Annotated in this window: 16 protein-coding genes; 10 read left to right on the top strand and 6 right to left on the bottom strand. The window is 43.4% G+C overall.

Going from position 1 to position 14,766, the window contains the following annotated elements:
- The 3 genes from B3X18_RS13090 to B3X18_RS13080 all read right to left on the bottom strand — a co-directional run.
- The coding region (locus tag B3X18_RS13090) for a dioxygenase (RefSeq protein WP_286935731.1) at positions 1–411 on the bottom strand (411 nt) is incomplete at its 3' end.
- A gap of 174 nt (positions 412–585) precedes the next feature.
- Positions 586–876 carry a muconolactone Delta-isomerase gene (gene catC, locus B3X18_RS13085; RefSeq protein WP_005020051.1) on the bottom strand — a complete coding sequence of 97 codons (291 nt, stop codon included), beginning with the start codon at positions 874–876 and terminating at the stop codon, positions 586–588.
- Between the two features lie 24 nt (positions 877–900).
- Positions 901–2,007 carry a muconate/chloromuconate family cycloisomerase gene (locus B3X18_RS13080; protein WP_005020053.1) on the bottom strand — a complete coding sequence of 369 codons (1,107 nt, stop codon included), beginning with the start codon at positions 2,005–2,007 and terminating at the stop codon, positions 901–903.
- A 109-nt stretch (positions 2,008–2,116) separates the two neighbouring features.
- On the opposite strand from B3X18_RS13080, the gene B3X18_RS13075 reads away from it, so the two are divergent.
- A complete protein-coding gene (locus B3X18_RS13075) occupies positions 2,117–3,031 on the top strand; it encodes a LysR family transcriptional regulator (RefSeq protein WP_005026169.1) in 915 nt (304 codons plus the stop codon).
- Between the two features lie 18 nt (positions 3,032–3,049).
- On the opposite strand, the gene B3X18_RS13070 is transcribed toward B3X18_RS13075, so the two are convergent.
- Positions 3,050–3,964, bottom strand: a complete 915-nt coding sequence (locus B3X18_RS13070; RefSeq protein ID WP_034676155.1) for an alpha/beta fold hydrolase — start codon at positions 3,962–3,964, stop codon at positions 3,050–3,052.
- A 16-nt stretch (positions 3,965–3,980) separates the two neighbouring features.
- Positions 3,981–4,514, bottom strand: coding sequence for a PadR family transcriptional regulator (locus B3X18_RS13065; RefSeq protein WP_005026163.1), 534 nt, complete (start codon positions 4,512–4,514; stop codon positions 3,981–3,983).
- A 130-nt stretch (positions 4,515–4,644) separates the two neighbouring features.
- Between B3X18_RS13065 and B3X18_RS13060 the strand changes: the two genes are divergently transcribed.
- From B3X18_RS13060 to B3X18_RS13045, 4 genes are all read left to right on the top strand, one after another.
- Positions 4,645–6,669, top strand: coding sequence for an NADPH-dependent 2,4-dienoyl-CoA reductase (locus tag B3X18_RS13060; RefSeq protein WP_005026155.1), 2,025 nt, complete (start codon positions 4,645–4,647; stop codon positions 6,667–6,669).
- Positions 6,670–6,753: 84 nt separating this feature from the next.
- Complete coding sequence (locus B3X18_RS13055; RefSeq protein ID WP_005026153.1) at positions 6,754–7,167, top strand: nuclear transport factor 2 family protein; 414 nt, start codon at positions 6,754–6,756, stop codon at positions 7,165–7,167.
- 54 nt (positions 7,168–7,221) lie between these two features.
- A complete protein-coding gene (locus tag B3X18_RS13050; protein WP_005020062.1) occupies positions 7,222–8,322 on the top strand; it encodes a YheT family hydrolase in 1,101 nt (366 codons plus the stop codon).
- 114 nt (positions 8,323–8,436) lie between these two features.
- On the top strand, positions 8,437–8,718 hold the full coding sequence (locus B3X18_RS13045; RefSeq protein WP_005026150.1) for a GNAT family N-acetyltransferase: 282 nt from the start codon (positions 8,437–8,439) through the stop codon (positions 8,716–8,718).
- Between the two features lie 221 nt (positions 8,719–8,939).
- Here the strand turns inward: B3X18_RS13045 and B3X18_RS13040 are convergent, their stop codons facing one another.
- Positions 8,940–9,371 (bottom strand): hypothetical protein, encoded by a 432-nt coding sequence (locus B3X18_RS13040; protein WP_005026148.1) that lies wholly within the window; start codon positions 9,369–9,371, stop codon positions 8,940–8,942.
- A 226-nt stretch (positions 9,372–9,597) separates the two neighbouring features.
- On the opposite strand from B3X18_RS13040, the gene B3X18_RS13035 reads away from it, so the two are divergent.
- Genes B3X18_RS13035 through ispD form a run of 5 tightly spaced genes read left to right on the top strand, consistent with a single transcriptional unit; the run spans position 9,598 to position 14,564 of the window.
- Complete coding sequence (locus tag B3X18_RS13035; RefSeq protein ID WP_005020067.1) at positions 9,598–11,238, top strand: CTP synthase; 1,641 nt, start codon at positions 9,598–9,600, stop codon at positions 11,236–11,238.
- Positions 11,239–11,269: 31 nt separating this feature from the next.
- Positions 11,270–12,127 (top strand): 3-deoxy-8-phosphooctulonate synthase, encoded by an 858-nt coding sequence (kdsA, locus tag B3X18_RS13030; protein ID WP_005026144.1) that lies wholly within the window; start codon positions 11,270–11,272, stop codon positions 12,125–12,127.
- A 45-nt stretch (positions 12,128–12,172) separates the two neighbouring features.
- Positions 12,173–13,462, top strand: coding sequence for a phosphopyruvate hydratase (gene eno, locus B3X18_RS13025; RefSeq protein ID WP_005026142.1), 1,290 nt, complete (start codon positions 12,173–12,175; stop codon positions 13,460–13,462).
- Between the two features lie 15 nt (positions 13,463–13,477).
- Positions 13,478–13,870 (top strand): cell division protein FtsB, encoded by a 393-nt coding sequence (gene ftsB / locus B3X18_RS13020; protein ID WP_026055477.1) that lies wholly within the window; start codon positions 13,478–13,480, stop codon positions 13,868–13,870.
- Positions 13,833–14,564: a 2-C-methyl-D-erythritol 4-phosphate cytidylyltransferase gene (gene ispD / locus B3X18_RS13015; protein ID WP_005026136.1), complete on the top strand. Its 732-nt coding sequence runs from the start codon at positions 13,833–13,835 to the stop codon at positions 14,562–14,564. Before ftsB ends, ispD begins: the two co-directional genes overlap by 38 nt.
- Positions 14,565–14,766 lie beyond the last annotated feature (202 nt).

Here is a 14,766-nt window from a genome sequence, read left to right as displayed (position 1 = left end):
AACTGTGCCTTCAATGATCAGAGTGTCGACCTTGTCGGACTCGGAGCCGTCATCCATACGGGCAAAGCCGACAGACTCAGGGGCACCGGCCACATAGAGCGGGCCTTCGATGGTACGGGGAGTGCCGCCAGTAATACCGGCCTTGGCATCTGCCTCATCGGCACGCAGGTCGAGGTAGTGTTCAAGACCGAGCCCGGCAGCGAGCAGGCCGAGTTCATTGGCCTGGCCTGCATCGGTCAGGTATTCGAGGCCTTTCCAGACTTCAGAGGGCTGGATGTCGAGGTCTTCGATGGCCTGGAACAGATCCCCGAGCAGACGGACGACGACCTGCTGAATGCGCTCATCGACCGGGCCTTTAGCGGTATCGACATTCATTTGTTTTACGAGCGCATCAATTTGTTGACGGTTCATACTATCACTCCTTAAGTATGTATAAGACGCTAACGGGGCTGGCGACAAGCGAGAAAGGTTCCCTGATGTGCTGGCCATCACTGGCTGGCCTCGTTCCGTCTGTTGTTATTATCCTTCGTTTAAAGGAAAGTACGGATGCAACTGTAGAACTGCATCTTTTTTACTGCATCAACTTTATGAATCGTTTTCACGTACAGAAGATGGATGGCGATTCAGAGCCATGATCTCAATATTCATATAAGGGTAAAGCGGTAGACCCTGCAAAATGTTGTGCAGTTCTTCATTGTTTTCCACATCGAAAATACTGATGTTGGAATACTGACCGGTAATACGCCAGATATGACGCCATTTACCCTGGCGTTGCAGCTCTTGGGAGTAAGCTTTTTCAACAGCCTTAATTTCGTTCGCTTTCTCGCTTGGCATATCTAGTGGAATATGCACATCCATACGCACATGAAATAACATGTTAAAACTCCTTATCCGCTTGCCTTAACGACGTAATTGTTCAATCTTGTTTTCATCCACTTCAATTCCTAGACCTGGTGCATTGGGCACAACCAGTTCAAAGTTCTCGTATTGCAGTGGTGTTGTTAAAATTTCTTGGGTCAGAAGAAGTGGGCCAAAGAGTTCTGTGCCGAATGCCAGATTTTCAAAGGTAGAAAAGGCATGAGCAGAGGCAATGGTACCGACCGGGCCTTCAAGCATGGTGCCACCGTACAGGTCGATTCCTGCAAGACAGGCAATCTTGGCCACATCACAAGCTTCAATCAGTCCACCAGACTGTTCGACTTTGACTGCGAATACATCGGCGCCATGCTTTTGTGCAATACGGAAAGCACTGTCCGGCCCGGTTAAGGCTTCATCAGCCATAATTGCTACTTCGAAACGCTGGGTCAGACGGGCAAGAGCATCGGTATTCTGGATAGCACAAGGCTGTTCAATCAGGTCAATTCCACCGTCCTGTAGCTGCTGGATTCCGCGAATACATTCCAGTTCTGTCCAGGCACGATTGATATCTACACGAATACTGACCTCAGGCCCCAGAGCTTTCTTGATGGCAATAACATGATCAACATCTTCCTGTAATGGACGTGCGCCAATTTTCAGTTTGAAAGTATTATGGCGCTTCAGCTCAATCATTTTTTTAGCTTCGGCAATATCTTTGTCTGTATCACCAGAAGCCAGTGTCCAGAGTACTGGCAAACGGTCACGTAAACGACCGCCCAGAATTTCACTTAATGGTAGGCTCAGGCGTTTGGCCTGTATGTCCAGCAGTGCAGTCTGAATTGCACATTTGGCAAAACGGTTACCATTAATGGTCTTGCGGATCAGTTTTGAGATCTGTGCAATGTTCTGGTTCTGAACGGAGGAGAGCAGAGGCGCGAAGTAAGTGTCAATGTTGGCTTTAACACTTTCTGGGCTTTCTTCACCATAGCTGAGTCCACCAATAGTAGTGGCTTCACCCCAACCTACAGTTCCATCTGTTGCAGTAATTTTCACCAGAACCAGGGTCTGAGTCTGCATGGTTGCCACAGAAAGTTTATGTGGACGTATGGTCGGAATATCGACGAGTAATGTTTCTACAGATTTATACATTATTGAAAATCTATGCTGACTTATCTCTTGTGTATACCTTAAAAGAATGATTAAAATGTGTCTAAGACTGAATTTGCATTTTAATATATCTTAAAGGTATGGAAGACTCATGGAACTGAGACATTTACGCTATTTTGTGGCAGTGGTAGAAGAACAGAGTTTTACCAAGGCTGCAGAAAAACTATTTATTGCCCAGCCTCCGCTGAGCCGGCAAATACAAAACCTTGAAAGTGAACTGGGTATCCAGTTATTTGAACGGGGCAGCCGGCCATTACAGACTACCCCAGCCGGTCAATTTTTTTACCAGCATGCCGTTAAACTTTTGTCGAATGCTGAAGAAGTTAAATCGATGACCAAGCGTATAGGCTTGGTTGAGCGCAGTATTACCATGGGGTTTGTAGGCTCACTTTTATTCGGTTTATTACCGCGAATTATTTATTTATATCGTCAGCAGCATCCCCATTTAAATATTCAACTGGTAGAGATGAGCACCAGAGACCAGATTCAGGCACTAAAAGAAGGTCGGATTGATGTCGGCTTTGGACGGCTGAGAATCAGTGATCCGGCAGTTCACCGGATTTTACTGCGTGAAGAACGTCTAATGGTCGCTGCACATTCAAGCCATCCGATTGCACAGCATATTGAAGGTATATATCTGGCCGATATTGTTGATGAAGACCTGTTTTGCTATCCAAACACGGCTAAACCTAATTTTTCTACACAGATCACCACGTTATTTTCTGAGCATGGTCTGGAGCCTAGAAACATTAAGGAAGTTCGTGAAATTCAGCTAGCTTTAGGACTGGTTGCTGCGGGTGAGGGCATTTGTATTATTCCTGAGAGTGCCAATACTATCCGTTTTCCACATTTAAATTATGTGCCTTTACTGGATGAGGCAGCAAAAAGCCCGATTTTTCTGACTATTCGAAATATGGACGAAACGGAAAACATCCGGTCACTCTTCGACTGTATTTATCAGGTTTACGATCTGGAAGCGATCAAATATGACCGTGCCTTATTTTAATTATAAAAACCAAACAGGTTAAGGAATCTGAGCCAATAAAAATTGTCGCAGCTCATGAGTGAATTTAACCGGTTCACTTAAAAGCGGCGTATGACCCGAATGCTCAAAATAAACAGGGTGAGCATTTTTCAGGCTTTTAGCAATGATCATTTGTCCTTCTGCCGCATATAAGCTGGAATTCTGCCCAATAAAAAAAGTTACTGGACATTCAAGTTGTGACAGTGCTTCGCGATAATCTTCAGTATGGTACAAATAACTTTCCAGATACCAGCGCAGGTAGTCCAGTCGTTGAAGAGGTAACAGATATTTTTGCAGTTTCGGTTTTTTAAGTGCGGTATGAAACAGCAGGGAAGAAAATCTGCTATTCCCCTGTAAAGATACAAACCTGTACCAAAGCTGAAGCAGTTCAGTACGTGTATGTGTTTCCAGCTGACTGGTGCTGTGTATATCGGATTGCCCAGAGAGAGTGTCAAGCAGCTGGCGCAATAACAGCTTACATTCTGTATGCTTTTCACCCAGCAGGCCATATTTCCAGTTCTCATCTGCCAGAATTTTTGGCGTCTGGTCAATATGTAAATAGGCCTTTAACTTGTTGCCCAGGTTTGCATAGTGCATACCATGCATCGCTGTAGTGGCGCCCATTGAATAGGCAATCAAAATAAAATTATCCAGCTGCAACTGGTTAATCAGTCTGGAAACATCCTGCCAGTGACTGGAAATTGCATCTAAGGATTGAGGAATGGCGCAGTTTCGAGAACTCCCAAAACCGCGCCAGTCTGGAATAATAAACTCAAAGTGGTTCAGGCTGCGTGCAATAAAAGGTAACCATTGCCAGCTTTGCATTCCAAGACCAGATAATACCAGTACAGGCTGACCGCGACCAATCCGGCGCACATACAGGTTTTCTCCATCAGGCATGCGGTAAAGTGGCATGATTAACTCCTCAGTGCTAGAACTTTTCCAATGCAGGAATAACTTCTTCAAGCCATTTGATCCAGTGAATTTCCAGATCAATACCCAGCTGCAAAATCATTTTATGAATATATAAAGTACGGTCAGTGGTCGCACTTCCAGCAAAGTCCTTCGCATAAATATTCTGGTAGAGTTTTAGATTATTCTGGTGTAATTCCAGATGTCGCTGCAATTCGGGTAGTACAATATTTCCACCCAACTGGGCTTCTGCACGCAGACGTACCATCAACTCTTCCCGTAACTGGGCGGGCGGACTTTGTTCCATCATCCATTTGGCCAGTTCAATACGGCCTGCCTGTTCAACCTGATAGGTTTTCTTTCTACTTTGGCTGGGTGCTTCTTCAACTGTAGAAATCCAGCCCTTTTTCAGCATACCGCTTAGTTCACGGTAAATCTGCTGGTGTGTTGCATTCCAGAAAAAGCCCATAGAACGGTCAAAACGGCGTGCCAGTTCAAACCCGGTACTCGGTCTTTCCAGTAAACTGGTCAATAATACATGGGCAAGAGACATCGGTGAATTCCGCAACTTTAAAAATGACGCTTCAGACATTATGCAACATGTTGCATAAAAAAAGAATATCTATTATAAGTTATGCAATAAGTTGCATAAGCTAGCAAAGATAGCGAGCCAAGGAGAAAAAATGTCGTACTATCCACACTTACTTGCCCCTTTAGACCTCGGGTTTACTACATTAAAAAACCGTGTATTGATGGGTTCAATGCACGTGGGCCTAGAAGAAGCTCCACAAGGATACGAGCGGATGGCAGCATTTTATGCCGAACGTGCGCGTGGTGAGGTAGGGCTGATTGTGACTGGCGGTATTGCACCTAATGATGCAGGTGTAACCTTTGCTGGCGGTTCTAAACTTGACTCTATTGCTGAAGCAGAAAAGCACAAGATTATTACTCAGGCTGTTCATGATGCTGGCGGTAAGATAGCCATGCAGATTTTACATACCGGACGTTATTCCTATCAGGCTGATCCGGTTGCACCTTCTGCGATTCAGGCCCCGATTAATCCGAGTAAGCCCAAAGAATTAAGCTCGGCTGAAGTCTGGCAAACTGTCAGTGACTTTGTAAATTGTGCACAGATGGCACAATATGCCGGTTATGACGGTGTGGAAATCATGGGCTCAGAAGGCTATCTGATCAATGAATTTATTGCTGCCCGCACCAACCATCGTGATGATGAATGGGGCGGAAGTTATGAGCAGCGTATCCGTTTTCCGATTGAAATCGTCAAGCGTACCCGTGAAGCAGTCGGAGAGAATTTTATTATTATTTACCGTCTATCGATGCTGGACCTGGTAGAAGGCGGTTCTACACTGGACGAAGTTGTTTATCTGGCTAAAGAAATTGAAAAAGCTGGCGCGACAATTATTAATACTGGTATCGGCTGGCATGAGGCACGTATTCCAACTATCGCCACTAAGGTTCCACGTGCTGCATTTACCTGGGTGACTGAAAAGTTGAAAGGTGAAGTGAAGCTGCCACTGATCACATCTAACCGTATTAATACCCCGGAAATGGCAGAATATGTCCTGTCTTCCGGACAGGCAGATATGATTTCGATGGCACGTCCAATGCTGGCCGATGCCGAGTTTGTTTTAAAAGCCCGTGAAGGCCGCAGTGACGAGATTAATACCTGTATTGCGTGTAATCAGGCATGTCTTGACCATATTTTCTCTATGAAAATTGCTTCCTGTCTGGTTAATCCGCGCGCATGCCATGAAACTGAACTGATTTTTAAAGAATCTGGATCACCGAAACAGATTGCTGTGATAGGTGCAGGGCCGGCAGGTTTAAGTTTTGCAATTTATGCAGCCAGCCGTGGTCATCAGGTCAAGATTTTTGAAAGCAGTAACCAGATTGGTGGACAATTCAATATTGCCAAGACTATTCCGGGCAAGGAAGAGTTTTATGAAACTATTCGCTACTTTCAGCGCCAGATTGAATTACAGCCAAATATCCAGCTACATTTGAATCATTTGGCGACTTATGAAGAGCTAAGCCAGGCCAATTTTGATGATATTGTGATTGCAACAGGTGTAACACCACGCCACTTGGAAATTGAAGGTGCGAATCATCCTAAAGCGTTAAGCTATCTGGAAGTGCTTAAAGAACGCCTGCCTGTTGGAAAGCGGGTTGCAATTATCGGAGCAGGTGGTATTGGTTTTGATACAGCAGAGTACCTTACACATGAAGGGGAAAGTGCCAGCTTGAATCCTGAAAAATTTTATGATGAGTGGGGAATCGATACGACTTATCATCATACGGGAGGCTTGAAACAGCCTAAAATTGAACCCTCACTGCGTGAAGTCTACCTGTTACAGCGCAAGCAAAAGGCTGTAGGTGCAAATCTGGGTAAAACCACAGGCTGGATACATCGCACTGGCCTAAAACATAAGCATGTGCAAATGATGTCTGGTGTAAATTATGAAAAAATTGATGATCAGGGTTTGCATATTACGGTGGACGGCAAACCTATACTACTGGAAGTGGATAACGTTGTAATCTGCGCCGGACAGGAATCTTATACTGCCATGTTCGAACAGCTGCAAGCTGACGGAAAACGTGTGCATCTAATAGGAGGCGCAAGAGAAGCGGGTGAGCTGGATGCTAAACGCGCCATCCGTCAGGGCGCTGAACTGGCAGCCATTATTTAGGTTTTTATATAGGGCAGGCGGCCTGTTAATACCGTCTGTCCACTTTCAACTTTAAAACAATAAATAGTTAAAGAGATAAAACTGATGACCCTGACCACTACTCAACAAGCCATACAGGCTTGGCACCAAATGCTTTGCAGCCGTGATATGACTGTTCTGGACGAACTTTTAGATGAACAGGTGATTTTTCGGTCACCTGTTGCATTCAACCCGTATGAAGGTAAAACAGTCGTTCGTTTTATATTAACTAATGTCATTGAAATATTTGAGGAATTTACTTATCACCGAGAATTCTACACAGAAGATAGTCACAATGTAGTGTTAGAGTTTTCTGCTCATGTCGGAGAAAAACAGTTAAAAGGAATCGATATGATCCGTTTTAATGAGCAGGGCAAAATTATTGATTTTGAAGTCATGATCCGGCCAAAAAGTGGTCTCGAAGCGTTAGCTGCACAAATGGGACAGCGCATGGCAGCATTTATGCCTCCCGCCCATTAAGCTTACTTAAAATTCATTCTTCATACTTTAGAAATATACCGAGAGTTAAATCAAATGATGGTAAAAAAGCTGACTGCCCTGACACGAGAACTATTGGATCAGGTTACAGGCGCTGAACAGCCTAAACTCTACTTTGACCCGAATGGTAAAGTCCAGCAGGTACTGGAGCACTTGCCACAGCTTAAGGAAAAGTATCGGCCAACACCGTGGTTAGCGAACCAGCATGCACACTTGCTATATTTTGACCTGTTCAAAAAAAGACGTATTAAGCTCAAGTATGACAGAATTGAGCCATTAACCATGCAGGATGGTGGGACTACCGGTATTGCCTGGTATGGCGAACAACTTCCGGCTGATGTACCCACTATTGTATTAATGCATACGATTACCGGCTCACCACAAAGTATGAGCGAGCTGGTACGTGATTTACATCACTATACAGGCTGGCGTATTGCGCTATGTTTGCGCCGTGGCCATGCCAAATTGCCAATGACTGTACCGAAAATCTGTCTGTTTGGTTCAACTGATGACCTGCGTGAACAGCTCATTCATATACAGAGCAAATTTCCTGAATCTGTATTGTATGGCGTAGGCTCTTCTGCAGGAACTGGCCTGTTGGTACGCTATCTGGGAGAGGAAGGTCATCATACCCCATTTAAGGCCGCCTTCGCCTTTTGTCCGGGCTATAATACCGAAATTGGTTTTCAGAAGGTGCACCCGTTTTATAGTAAGGCCATGACAAAGAAACTGTTTAAATCATTTATTCATCCTTATCAGGACGCTTGGAAAAATACAGGGTCATTGCCGAAAGTACTTGCTGTTAAAAGTCTGGCTGACTTTCAGAGCTGTTACTTTGAACTGGCAGGTTATAAAGACTTTGAAAGTTATAATCAGGCAACCAATCCTGTTTATGTCATGGACAATATCCAGATTCCTCTAATGATTTTAAATGCTGAAGATGATCCGGTTTGCCATATTGATAATTTTGAGCCATATAAAGAAATGATTATACAGATGCCAAATATTATGGTGATTACAACTCGTAAAGGCAGCCACTGCGGATTTTATGAAGGCATTACCCGTACACGTTCATGGGCGGCACGTTTAATGGCAGACTACCTGATTGCACAACATAAACTGGCTTCAGTAAACTAAGAATAGTCTGCTTAAAACAGATAACATGATAAAAACCTGAAATAGCTGGCCTCTTCCATAACCATAAAACAGAAGGGGCTTTAAAATATAGGAACATAAAAGAGATAAAATATCATGTCTGAACCGATTCATTACCTGATAAATGAACCTGTTAGTACGCAGCAGTATATTGACCTTTTACAGAAAACTTCATTAGGTCCAAGACGACCCATCCAGAATGCAGACCTGATCACAGGCATGCTACAGCATTCAAATCTGGTCATCTCAGCATGGTATAAACAAGAATTAGTAGGTATAGCAAGATCGGTTACAGATTTTTATTTTTGCTGTTATCTCGCTGATCTGGCAGTGACAGTAAGATTTCAAAAAGAGGGTATTGGAAAAAAAGCTCATTGAAATAACAGAACAGCAATTACAACCGGAATGTACATTGACTTTACTTGCAGCTCCACAGGCTGTTACTTACTACCCCAAAATTGGTTTTTCTCAGCATCCTAGTGCTTGGGTGAAAAAGCCATCTATTTAAATCAAAGTCTTCAACTCATCATTTCATTAATAAAAAACCCGGTATATTTACCGGGTTTTTACTGTTCTGACTGAACAGAAGAACGGATTGTTTAGTTTTCAAGAGCAGGTGAGGCAGCCGCAATAGCAGCTGCAACAGCATCATCTTCGCTCTGTGAATCTGAACTGGATTTCTGCTGGCTGGCGGTACTGTCTGCTTTTGGTGCTGGAGCTGGCTTAGGCTCTGGCTTTTGTGGCTCAGGTTTAGGCTCGGGTCTCGGTTCAACTGGTGCAGGTTCACGATATTCGCGGCGAATTTCGGTTGTGGTATTTGGCGTTTCTTCACGAACAATTTCAACTGTCTCGGGAATTTCAGGTTCAGCTTCAACCGGTTCTAGAGGTTCAATTTGTGCAGGTGCTACAGATTGTTGTTCAACTACTTCAACCTGTTCTTGCTCCTCTTCCTTTGGCGCTTCTTTTTTTACACACGCGGTGAGGAACAAACCTGTTGCGATCGCACCACAAATCAAAAGTTTCTTATTCATAATTGCATAAATCAGGACTTAAAAGAGACCAAGCTATTATAACAGTAAAAGCTGTCAGAAAAATCATGCACATTACGCCTAATTTTTTATCGAAAATGCTGATAGAATAACCAGTTGTTTATTGTTCTATGAATTGATGCGGAATGACTTTGCTTTATAGGTGCCGAGTAAAGTAAAATTGCGCAACATTGCAGGCCGAATTCGGCTCGATTGTACGAGAAACTCAATGACCCATTTTATTTTCGTGACTGGTGGTGTGGTTTCATCACTAGGTAAAGGTATTTCAGCAGCTTCAGTAGCAGCACTTTTAGAGGCTCGTGGTTTAAAAGTCACCATGGTCAAAATGGATCCATACATCAATGTCGATCCAGGCACTATGAGCCCATTCCAGCATGGTGAAGTTTTTGTTACAGAGGATGGGGCTGAAACTGACCTTGATCTGGGCTATTACGAGCGTTTCCTGCGTCGTGCAAAAATGACCAAACTGAATAACTTCACTTCAGGACGTGTTTATCAGGATGTTCTAAATAAAGAACGCCGTGGTGACTACCTGGGTGGTACGGTTCAGGTAATTCCGCATATTACTGACAATATTAAAGAACGTGTACTCCGTGCAGGTGAAGGTTATGACGTAGCAATTGTTGAGATTGGCGGTACGGTGGGTGATATCGAATCACTACCATTTATGGAGTCAGTGCGTCAATTAATGGTCGAGCTTGGTCATAAGCGTACCATGCTCATGCATCTGACACTGCTGCCTTATATTAAGTCTGCAGCAGAGCTTAAAACCAAACCGACCCAGCATTCTGTAAAAGAATTGCTGTCTATCGGCATTCAGCCCGATATTCTGATCTGTCGTACCGAACATGATGTAGATGCTGACACCAAACGTAAAATTGCACTCTTCACTAACGTTGAAGCACGTGCAGTTGTAGTGTGCAAAGATGCACGTTCTATCTATCAGATTCCACGTAACTTCTATGAACAGAATGTAGATGACCTGATCTGTGAACGTTTCGGTTATAACGATCTTCCAGAAGCAGACCTGACTGACTGGGATAACGTAGTTGAAGCTTTACTGAATCCGGAATTTACTGTTCGTGTTGCCATGGTTGGTAAATATGTTGAACTTCCAGATGCTTATAAATCTGTGAATGAAGCATTACTTCATGCGGGTATCCAAAATCGCGTTAAAGTACAGATTGACTATGTAGATGCTGAAAAGCTTGAAGCTGAAGATGTGAATGAAGTGCTTGCCACCGCTGATGCCATTTTAGTTCCGGGCGGTTTTGGTGAGCGTGGTACTGAAGGAAAAATGAAAGCCATTCAGTATGCCCGTGAAAACCAGATTCCATTCTTCGGTATCTGCTTGGGTATGCAGCTTGCAGTGATCGAGTTTGCGCGTCACGTTGCCAATATTGCTGATGCAACTTCTACAGAATTTAACCGTTCAACTAAAGCCCCGCTTATTGGCCTGATTACTGAATGGTTAGATGAACGTGGTGAACTTCAGCAGCGTAGTCTTGAATCTGATCTTGGTGGCACCATGCGTTTAGGTGCTCAAAAGTCTGAACTGGTTGCAGGAACTAAAATCCGTGATATTTATGCTGCAGCTGAAATTAGCGAGCGTCATCGTCATCGCTATGAAGTGAACGATCACTTTATTGCTCAGATTGAAGCGGCGGGTATGAAAATCTCAGGCTATTCTGCACTACAGCATTTAGTAGAAACTGTTGAAATCCCTGAGCATCCTTGGTTTATTGCAGTACAATTCCATCCGGAATTTACAAGTTCACCACGTGATGGTCATCCATTATTTGCTAGCTTTATCGGGGCTGCGAAACAGCAGTATCAGAAGCGTAAATAAGACTGTTCAGGAAATAAACCAGGAAGTTTAAATGGCACTACTAAAACCACAAGAAATTGTACGTTTAGGCGATATACAAATGGCAAATCATTTGCCGTTTGTATTATTCGGCGGTATGAATGTACTTGAATCCAAAGATCTTGCTTTCGAAATTGCCGAAACCTATGTCGATATCTGTAAACGTCTGGATATCCCATATGTCTTTAAAGCCAGTTTTGATAAGGCGAATCGTTCAAGCCTGAATTCTTTTCGTGGACCGGGCCTGGAAAAAGGGATCGAGTGGTTAGGTGACATTAAAAAACACTTTAATGTTCCGATCATCACTGATGTGCATGAGCCGTATCAGGCGGCTCCTGTTGCAGAAGTTGCCGACATTATCCAGCTGCCGGCTTTCCTGAGCCGTCAGACGGATCTAGTTGAAGCTATGGCAAAAACCCAAGCTATTATCAACATTAAAAAAGCCCAGTTTCTTGCACCCCATGAGATGCGTCATATTCTGCATAAATGTCTGGAAGCCGGCAATGACAAACTGATCTTGTGCGAACGTGGTTCAGCTTTTGGTTATAACAACCTTGTGGTTGATATGCTGGGCTTCGACATTATGAAAGAAATGAATGTTCCAGTATTTTTTGATGTAACCCATGCCTTGCAAACGCCAGGGGGCCGTGCCGATTCTGCGGGCGGCCGTCGTGCCCAGATTGCCACATTGGCACGTGCTGGTATGGCTACAGGACTTGCGGGTTTATTCCTGGAAGCACATCCTGACCCGGAACTGGCCAAATGTGATGGGCCATGTGCGTTGCGTCTGAACCAGCTAGAGCCATTTTTAGCACAATTAAAAGAATTGGATACTTTGGTTAAAGGATTCAAAAAATTAGATACCCATTGATGCTGCTGCTTGCATCTTGTTATTCATTCAACTGAGGAATTGTTCATGAGCCAAATCGTTGACATCCGTGCACGTGAAATTTTGGACTCTCGTGGTAACCCAACCATCGAAGCTGATGTAATCTTGGAATCCGGCGTAGTTGGCCGTGCATGTGCACCATCTGGTGCTTCAACTGGTTCTCGTGAAGCTTTAGAACTGCGTGATGGCGATAAAGCACGCTATTTGGGCAAAGGCGTTCAAACTGCGGTTAATAATGTTAATACTTTAATCCGTGATGCTTTATTGGGTAAATCAGTATTCGAACAAAAAGACATTGATAATACAATGATCGCTTTAGATGGTACTGAAAATAAAGAAAAACTAGGTGCTAACGCAACTCTGGCTGTATCTTTAGCCGCTGCCCGTGCTGCTGCTGATGAAAAGAAAATTCCTCTTTTCCAATACATTGCAGACCTGCGTGGCCAGAAAACTTTGACTATGCCTGTTCCAATGATGAATATCTTAAATGGTGGCGCTCATGCAGATAACACTGTTGATATTCAGGAATTCATGATTGAACCTGTGGGCTTTACCTCATTTGCTGAGAGCCTGCGTGCTGGTGCAGAAATTTTTCATTCTTTAAAATCAGTTTTAAAGAAACAAGGCTTAAATACTGCAGTAGGTGATGAAGGTGGTTTTGCACCAAACCTTCGTTCAAATGAAGAAGCAATCACTGTAATTCTTTCAGCAATTGAGCAAACTGGCTATAAAGCTGGTTCTGATATTATGCTGGCGCTGGACTGTGCATCTTCAGAATTCTATAAAGATGGTCAATATATCCTTGCAGGTGAGGGCAATAAGGCATTCACCAGCAACCAGTTTGCTGACTATCTTGCAGGTCTGGTAAATCAGTATCCAATTATCTCGATTGAAGATGGCCTGGACGAGTCTGACTGGGAAGGCTGGTCTTACCTGACTTCTATTCTTGGTGACAAGATTCAGTTAGTAGGTGATGACCTGTTTGTAACCAATCCGAAGATACTACAGCGTGGTATTAATGGGAAGGTTGCTAACTCTATCCTTATCAAATATAACCAGATCGGTACTTTGACCGAAACACTCGACGCAATCTATCTTGCTAAAGCAAATGGTTACTCGACTGTAATTTCTCACCGTTCAGGGGAAACTGAAGATTCTACTATTGCAGATCTTGCCGTAGGTACAGCAGCGGGCCAGATTAAAACCGGTTCACTTTGCCGTTCTGACCGCGTAGCAAAATATAATCAATTACTACGTATTGAAGAAATTACTAAAGCAGTTTACCGTGGTAAAGCTGAATTTAAAGGATTGAACTAACTTTTCATGGCTTTTATGAAAGAAGTTTTCGGTTCAATTTCGAGCAAAGTATTGCTAGCACTGGCAATCATTATGATTGTCGTGCTGCAGTACCGCTTCTGGTTTGGTGAGGGGGGCTATTTCCCTCATCAGACTCTGACTCAGCAAATCCAACAACAAGCTGATATTAATCAAGAATTAAAAGAGCGAAATCGCATTTTAGCAGCGGAAGTGTATGACCTCAAACATGGTATTGAAGCCATTGAGGAACATGCACGTTTAGACCTCGGTCTGATCAAGCCCCATGAAACTTTTGTACAGATGAGTACAATCAGTACTCAATATAAACCCATTTATATTGATCCTAATGCCAAGGTTGATTTAAGAACCAATGAGTCAGAACCAGATCCTGTTACCGAAATACCCTAAACTCTGGGCGGTAATTCCTGCTGCTGGCTCAGGCAGCCGTTTTTCTAAACATGAACTTAAACAATACCAGTTAATTGGGCAGCAAACTGTACTCGAACACACGGTTAGCCGGTTAAATCAGCTAGATTTAGCCGGATATGTACTTGCAGTTAGTGCACATGATGATGTTGCTCGAACTTTACCTTTAGTAAAGGCTGAGAAAGCTCACTTTTGTCTGGGTGGGCAAGAAAGGGTGCATTCGGTACTCAATGCTCTCCATTATCTAAGTAATATTGCTGATGAAGATGATCTGATACTGGTACATGATGCAGCGCGTCCCTGTGTCCAGTTCAGCAGCTTGCAAAATCTGGTTGAGAACGCTATCAAACAGAACTGTAGCGCTATTCTTGCTATAGCTGTACGGGATACTTTAAAACTGGTATCTGATAAACAGCAAATTACCAGAACAGTAAGCCGTGAATGCTTATGGCAAGCCCAGACTCCACAGCTTGCCAGACTAGGATTGCTTAAAGCTGCGATTGAAAAAGCATTGGCCGACCAGATCACAATTACTGATGAAGCCAGTGCAATTGAACATGCCGGATATCCTGTTCAAGTAGTAATGGGGCGTTCGGACAATATAAAAATTACTTATCCGGATGATCTTGAGCTGGCCAAGCTGATTATTGAATCTCAAAATACAGCTTCTTCTTAGTATTATTATATTTATATTCAATGGATTAATTTTTATTCTTAAATTTTGATACTACAGCTGAATATTTCATAAGCTTACCCATTGTTTAAAAAAAGGCACAATTCATTACCTGTAGATGGTTCTACCTTTTCTGCATTCCTGAAATACTTAAAAGGCTCATAAATAGTGAATGAGGTGGAAAGTGCCAATACAACAAGATGAA

Source organism: Acinetobacter sp. UBA6571, from assembly GCF_002434085.1.
Lineage (GTDB): Bacteria > Pseudomonadota > Gammaproteobacteria > Pseudomonadales > Moraxellaceae > Acinetobacter > Acinetobacter radioresistens.
The sequence above is the reverse complement of the archived record's forward strand: the minus strand, read 5'-3'. Positions and strand labels throughout refer to the sequence as shown.

Excerpts from the sequence above, each read along its gene's own strand:
- B3X18_RS13035 (WP_005020067.1), top strand. The coding sequence starts at position 9,598 with ATGACCCATTTTATTTTCGTGACTGGTGGTGTGGTTTCATCACTAGGT.
- B3X18_RS13050 (WP_005020062.1), top strand. The coding sequence starts at position 7,222 with ATGATGGTAAAAAAGCTGACTGCCCTGACACGAGAACTATTGGATCAG.
- kdsA (WP_005026144.1), top strand. The coding sequence starts at position 11,270 with ATGGCACTACTAAAACCACAAGAAATTGTACGTTTAGGCGATATACAA.
- B3X18_RS13045 (WP_005026150.1), top strand. The coding sequence starts at position 8,437 with ATGTCTGAACCGATTCATTACCTGATAAATGAACCTGTTAGTACGCAG.
- B3X18_RS13070 (WP_034676155.1), bottom strand. The coding sequence starts at position 3,964 with ATGCCACTTTACCGCATGCCTGATGGAGAAAACCTGTATGTGCGCCGG.
- B3X18_RS13080 (WP_005020053.1), bottom strand. The coding sequence starts at position 2,007 with ATGTATAAATCTGTAGAAACATTACTCGTCGATATTCCGACCATACGT.
- ftsB (WP_026055477.1), top strand. The coding sequence starts at position 13,478 with ATGAAAGAAGTTTTCGGTTCAATTTCGAGCAAAGTATTGCTAGCACTG.
- catC (WP_005020051.1), bottom strand. The coding sequence starts at position 876 with ATGTTATTTCATGTGCGTATGGATGTGCATATTCCACTAGATATGCCA.
- B3X18_RS13060 (WP_005026155.1), top strand. The coding sequence starts at position 4,645 with ATGTCGTACTATCCACACTTACTTGCCCCTTTAGACCTCGGGTTTACT.
- eno (WP_005026142.1), top strand. The coding sequence starts at position 12,173 with ATGAGCCAAATCGTTGACATCCGTGCACGTGAAATTTTGGACTCTCGT.
- B3X18_RS13065 (WP_005026163.1), bottom strand. The coding sequence starts at position 4,514 with ATGTCTCTTGCCCATGTATTATTGACCAGTTTACTGGAAAGACCGAGT.
- B3X18_RS13075 (WP_005026169.1), top strand. The coding sequence starts at position 2,117 with ATGGAACTGAGACATTTACGCTATTTTGTGGCAGTGGTAGAAGAACAG.
- ispD (WP_005026136.1), top strand. The coding sequence starts at position 13,833 with ATGAGTCAGAACCAGATCCTGTTACCGAAATACCCTAAACTCTGGGCG.
- B3X18_RS13040 (WP_005026148.1), bottom strand. The coding sequence starts at position 9,371 with ATGAATAAGAAACTTTTGATTTGTGGTGCGATCGCAACAGGTTTGTTC.
- B3X18_RS13055 (WP_005026153.1), top strand. The coding sequence starts at position 6,754 with ATGACCCTGACCACTACTCAACAAGCCATACAGGCTTGGCACCAAATG.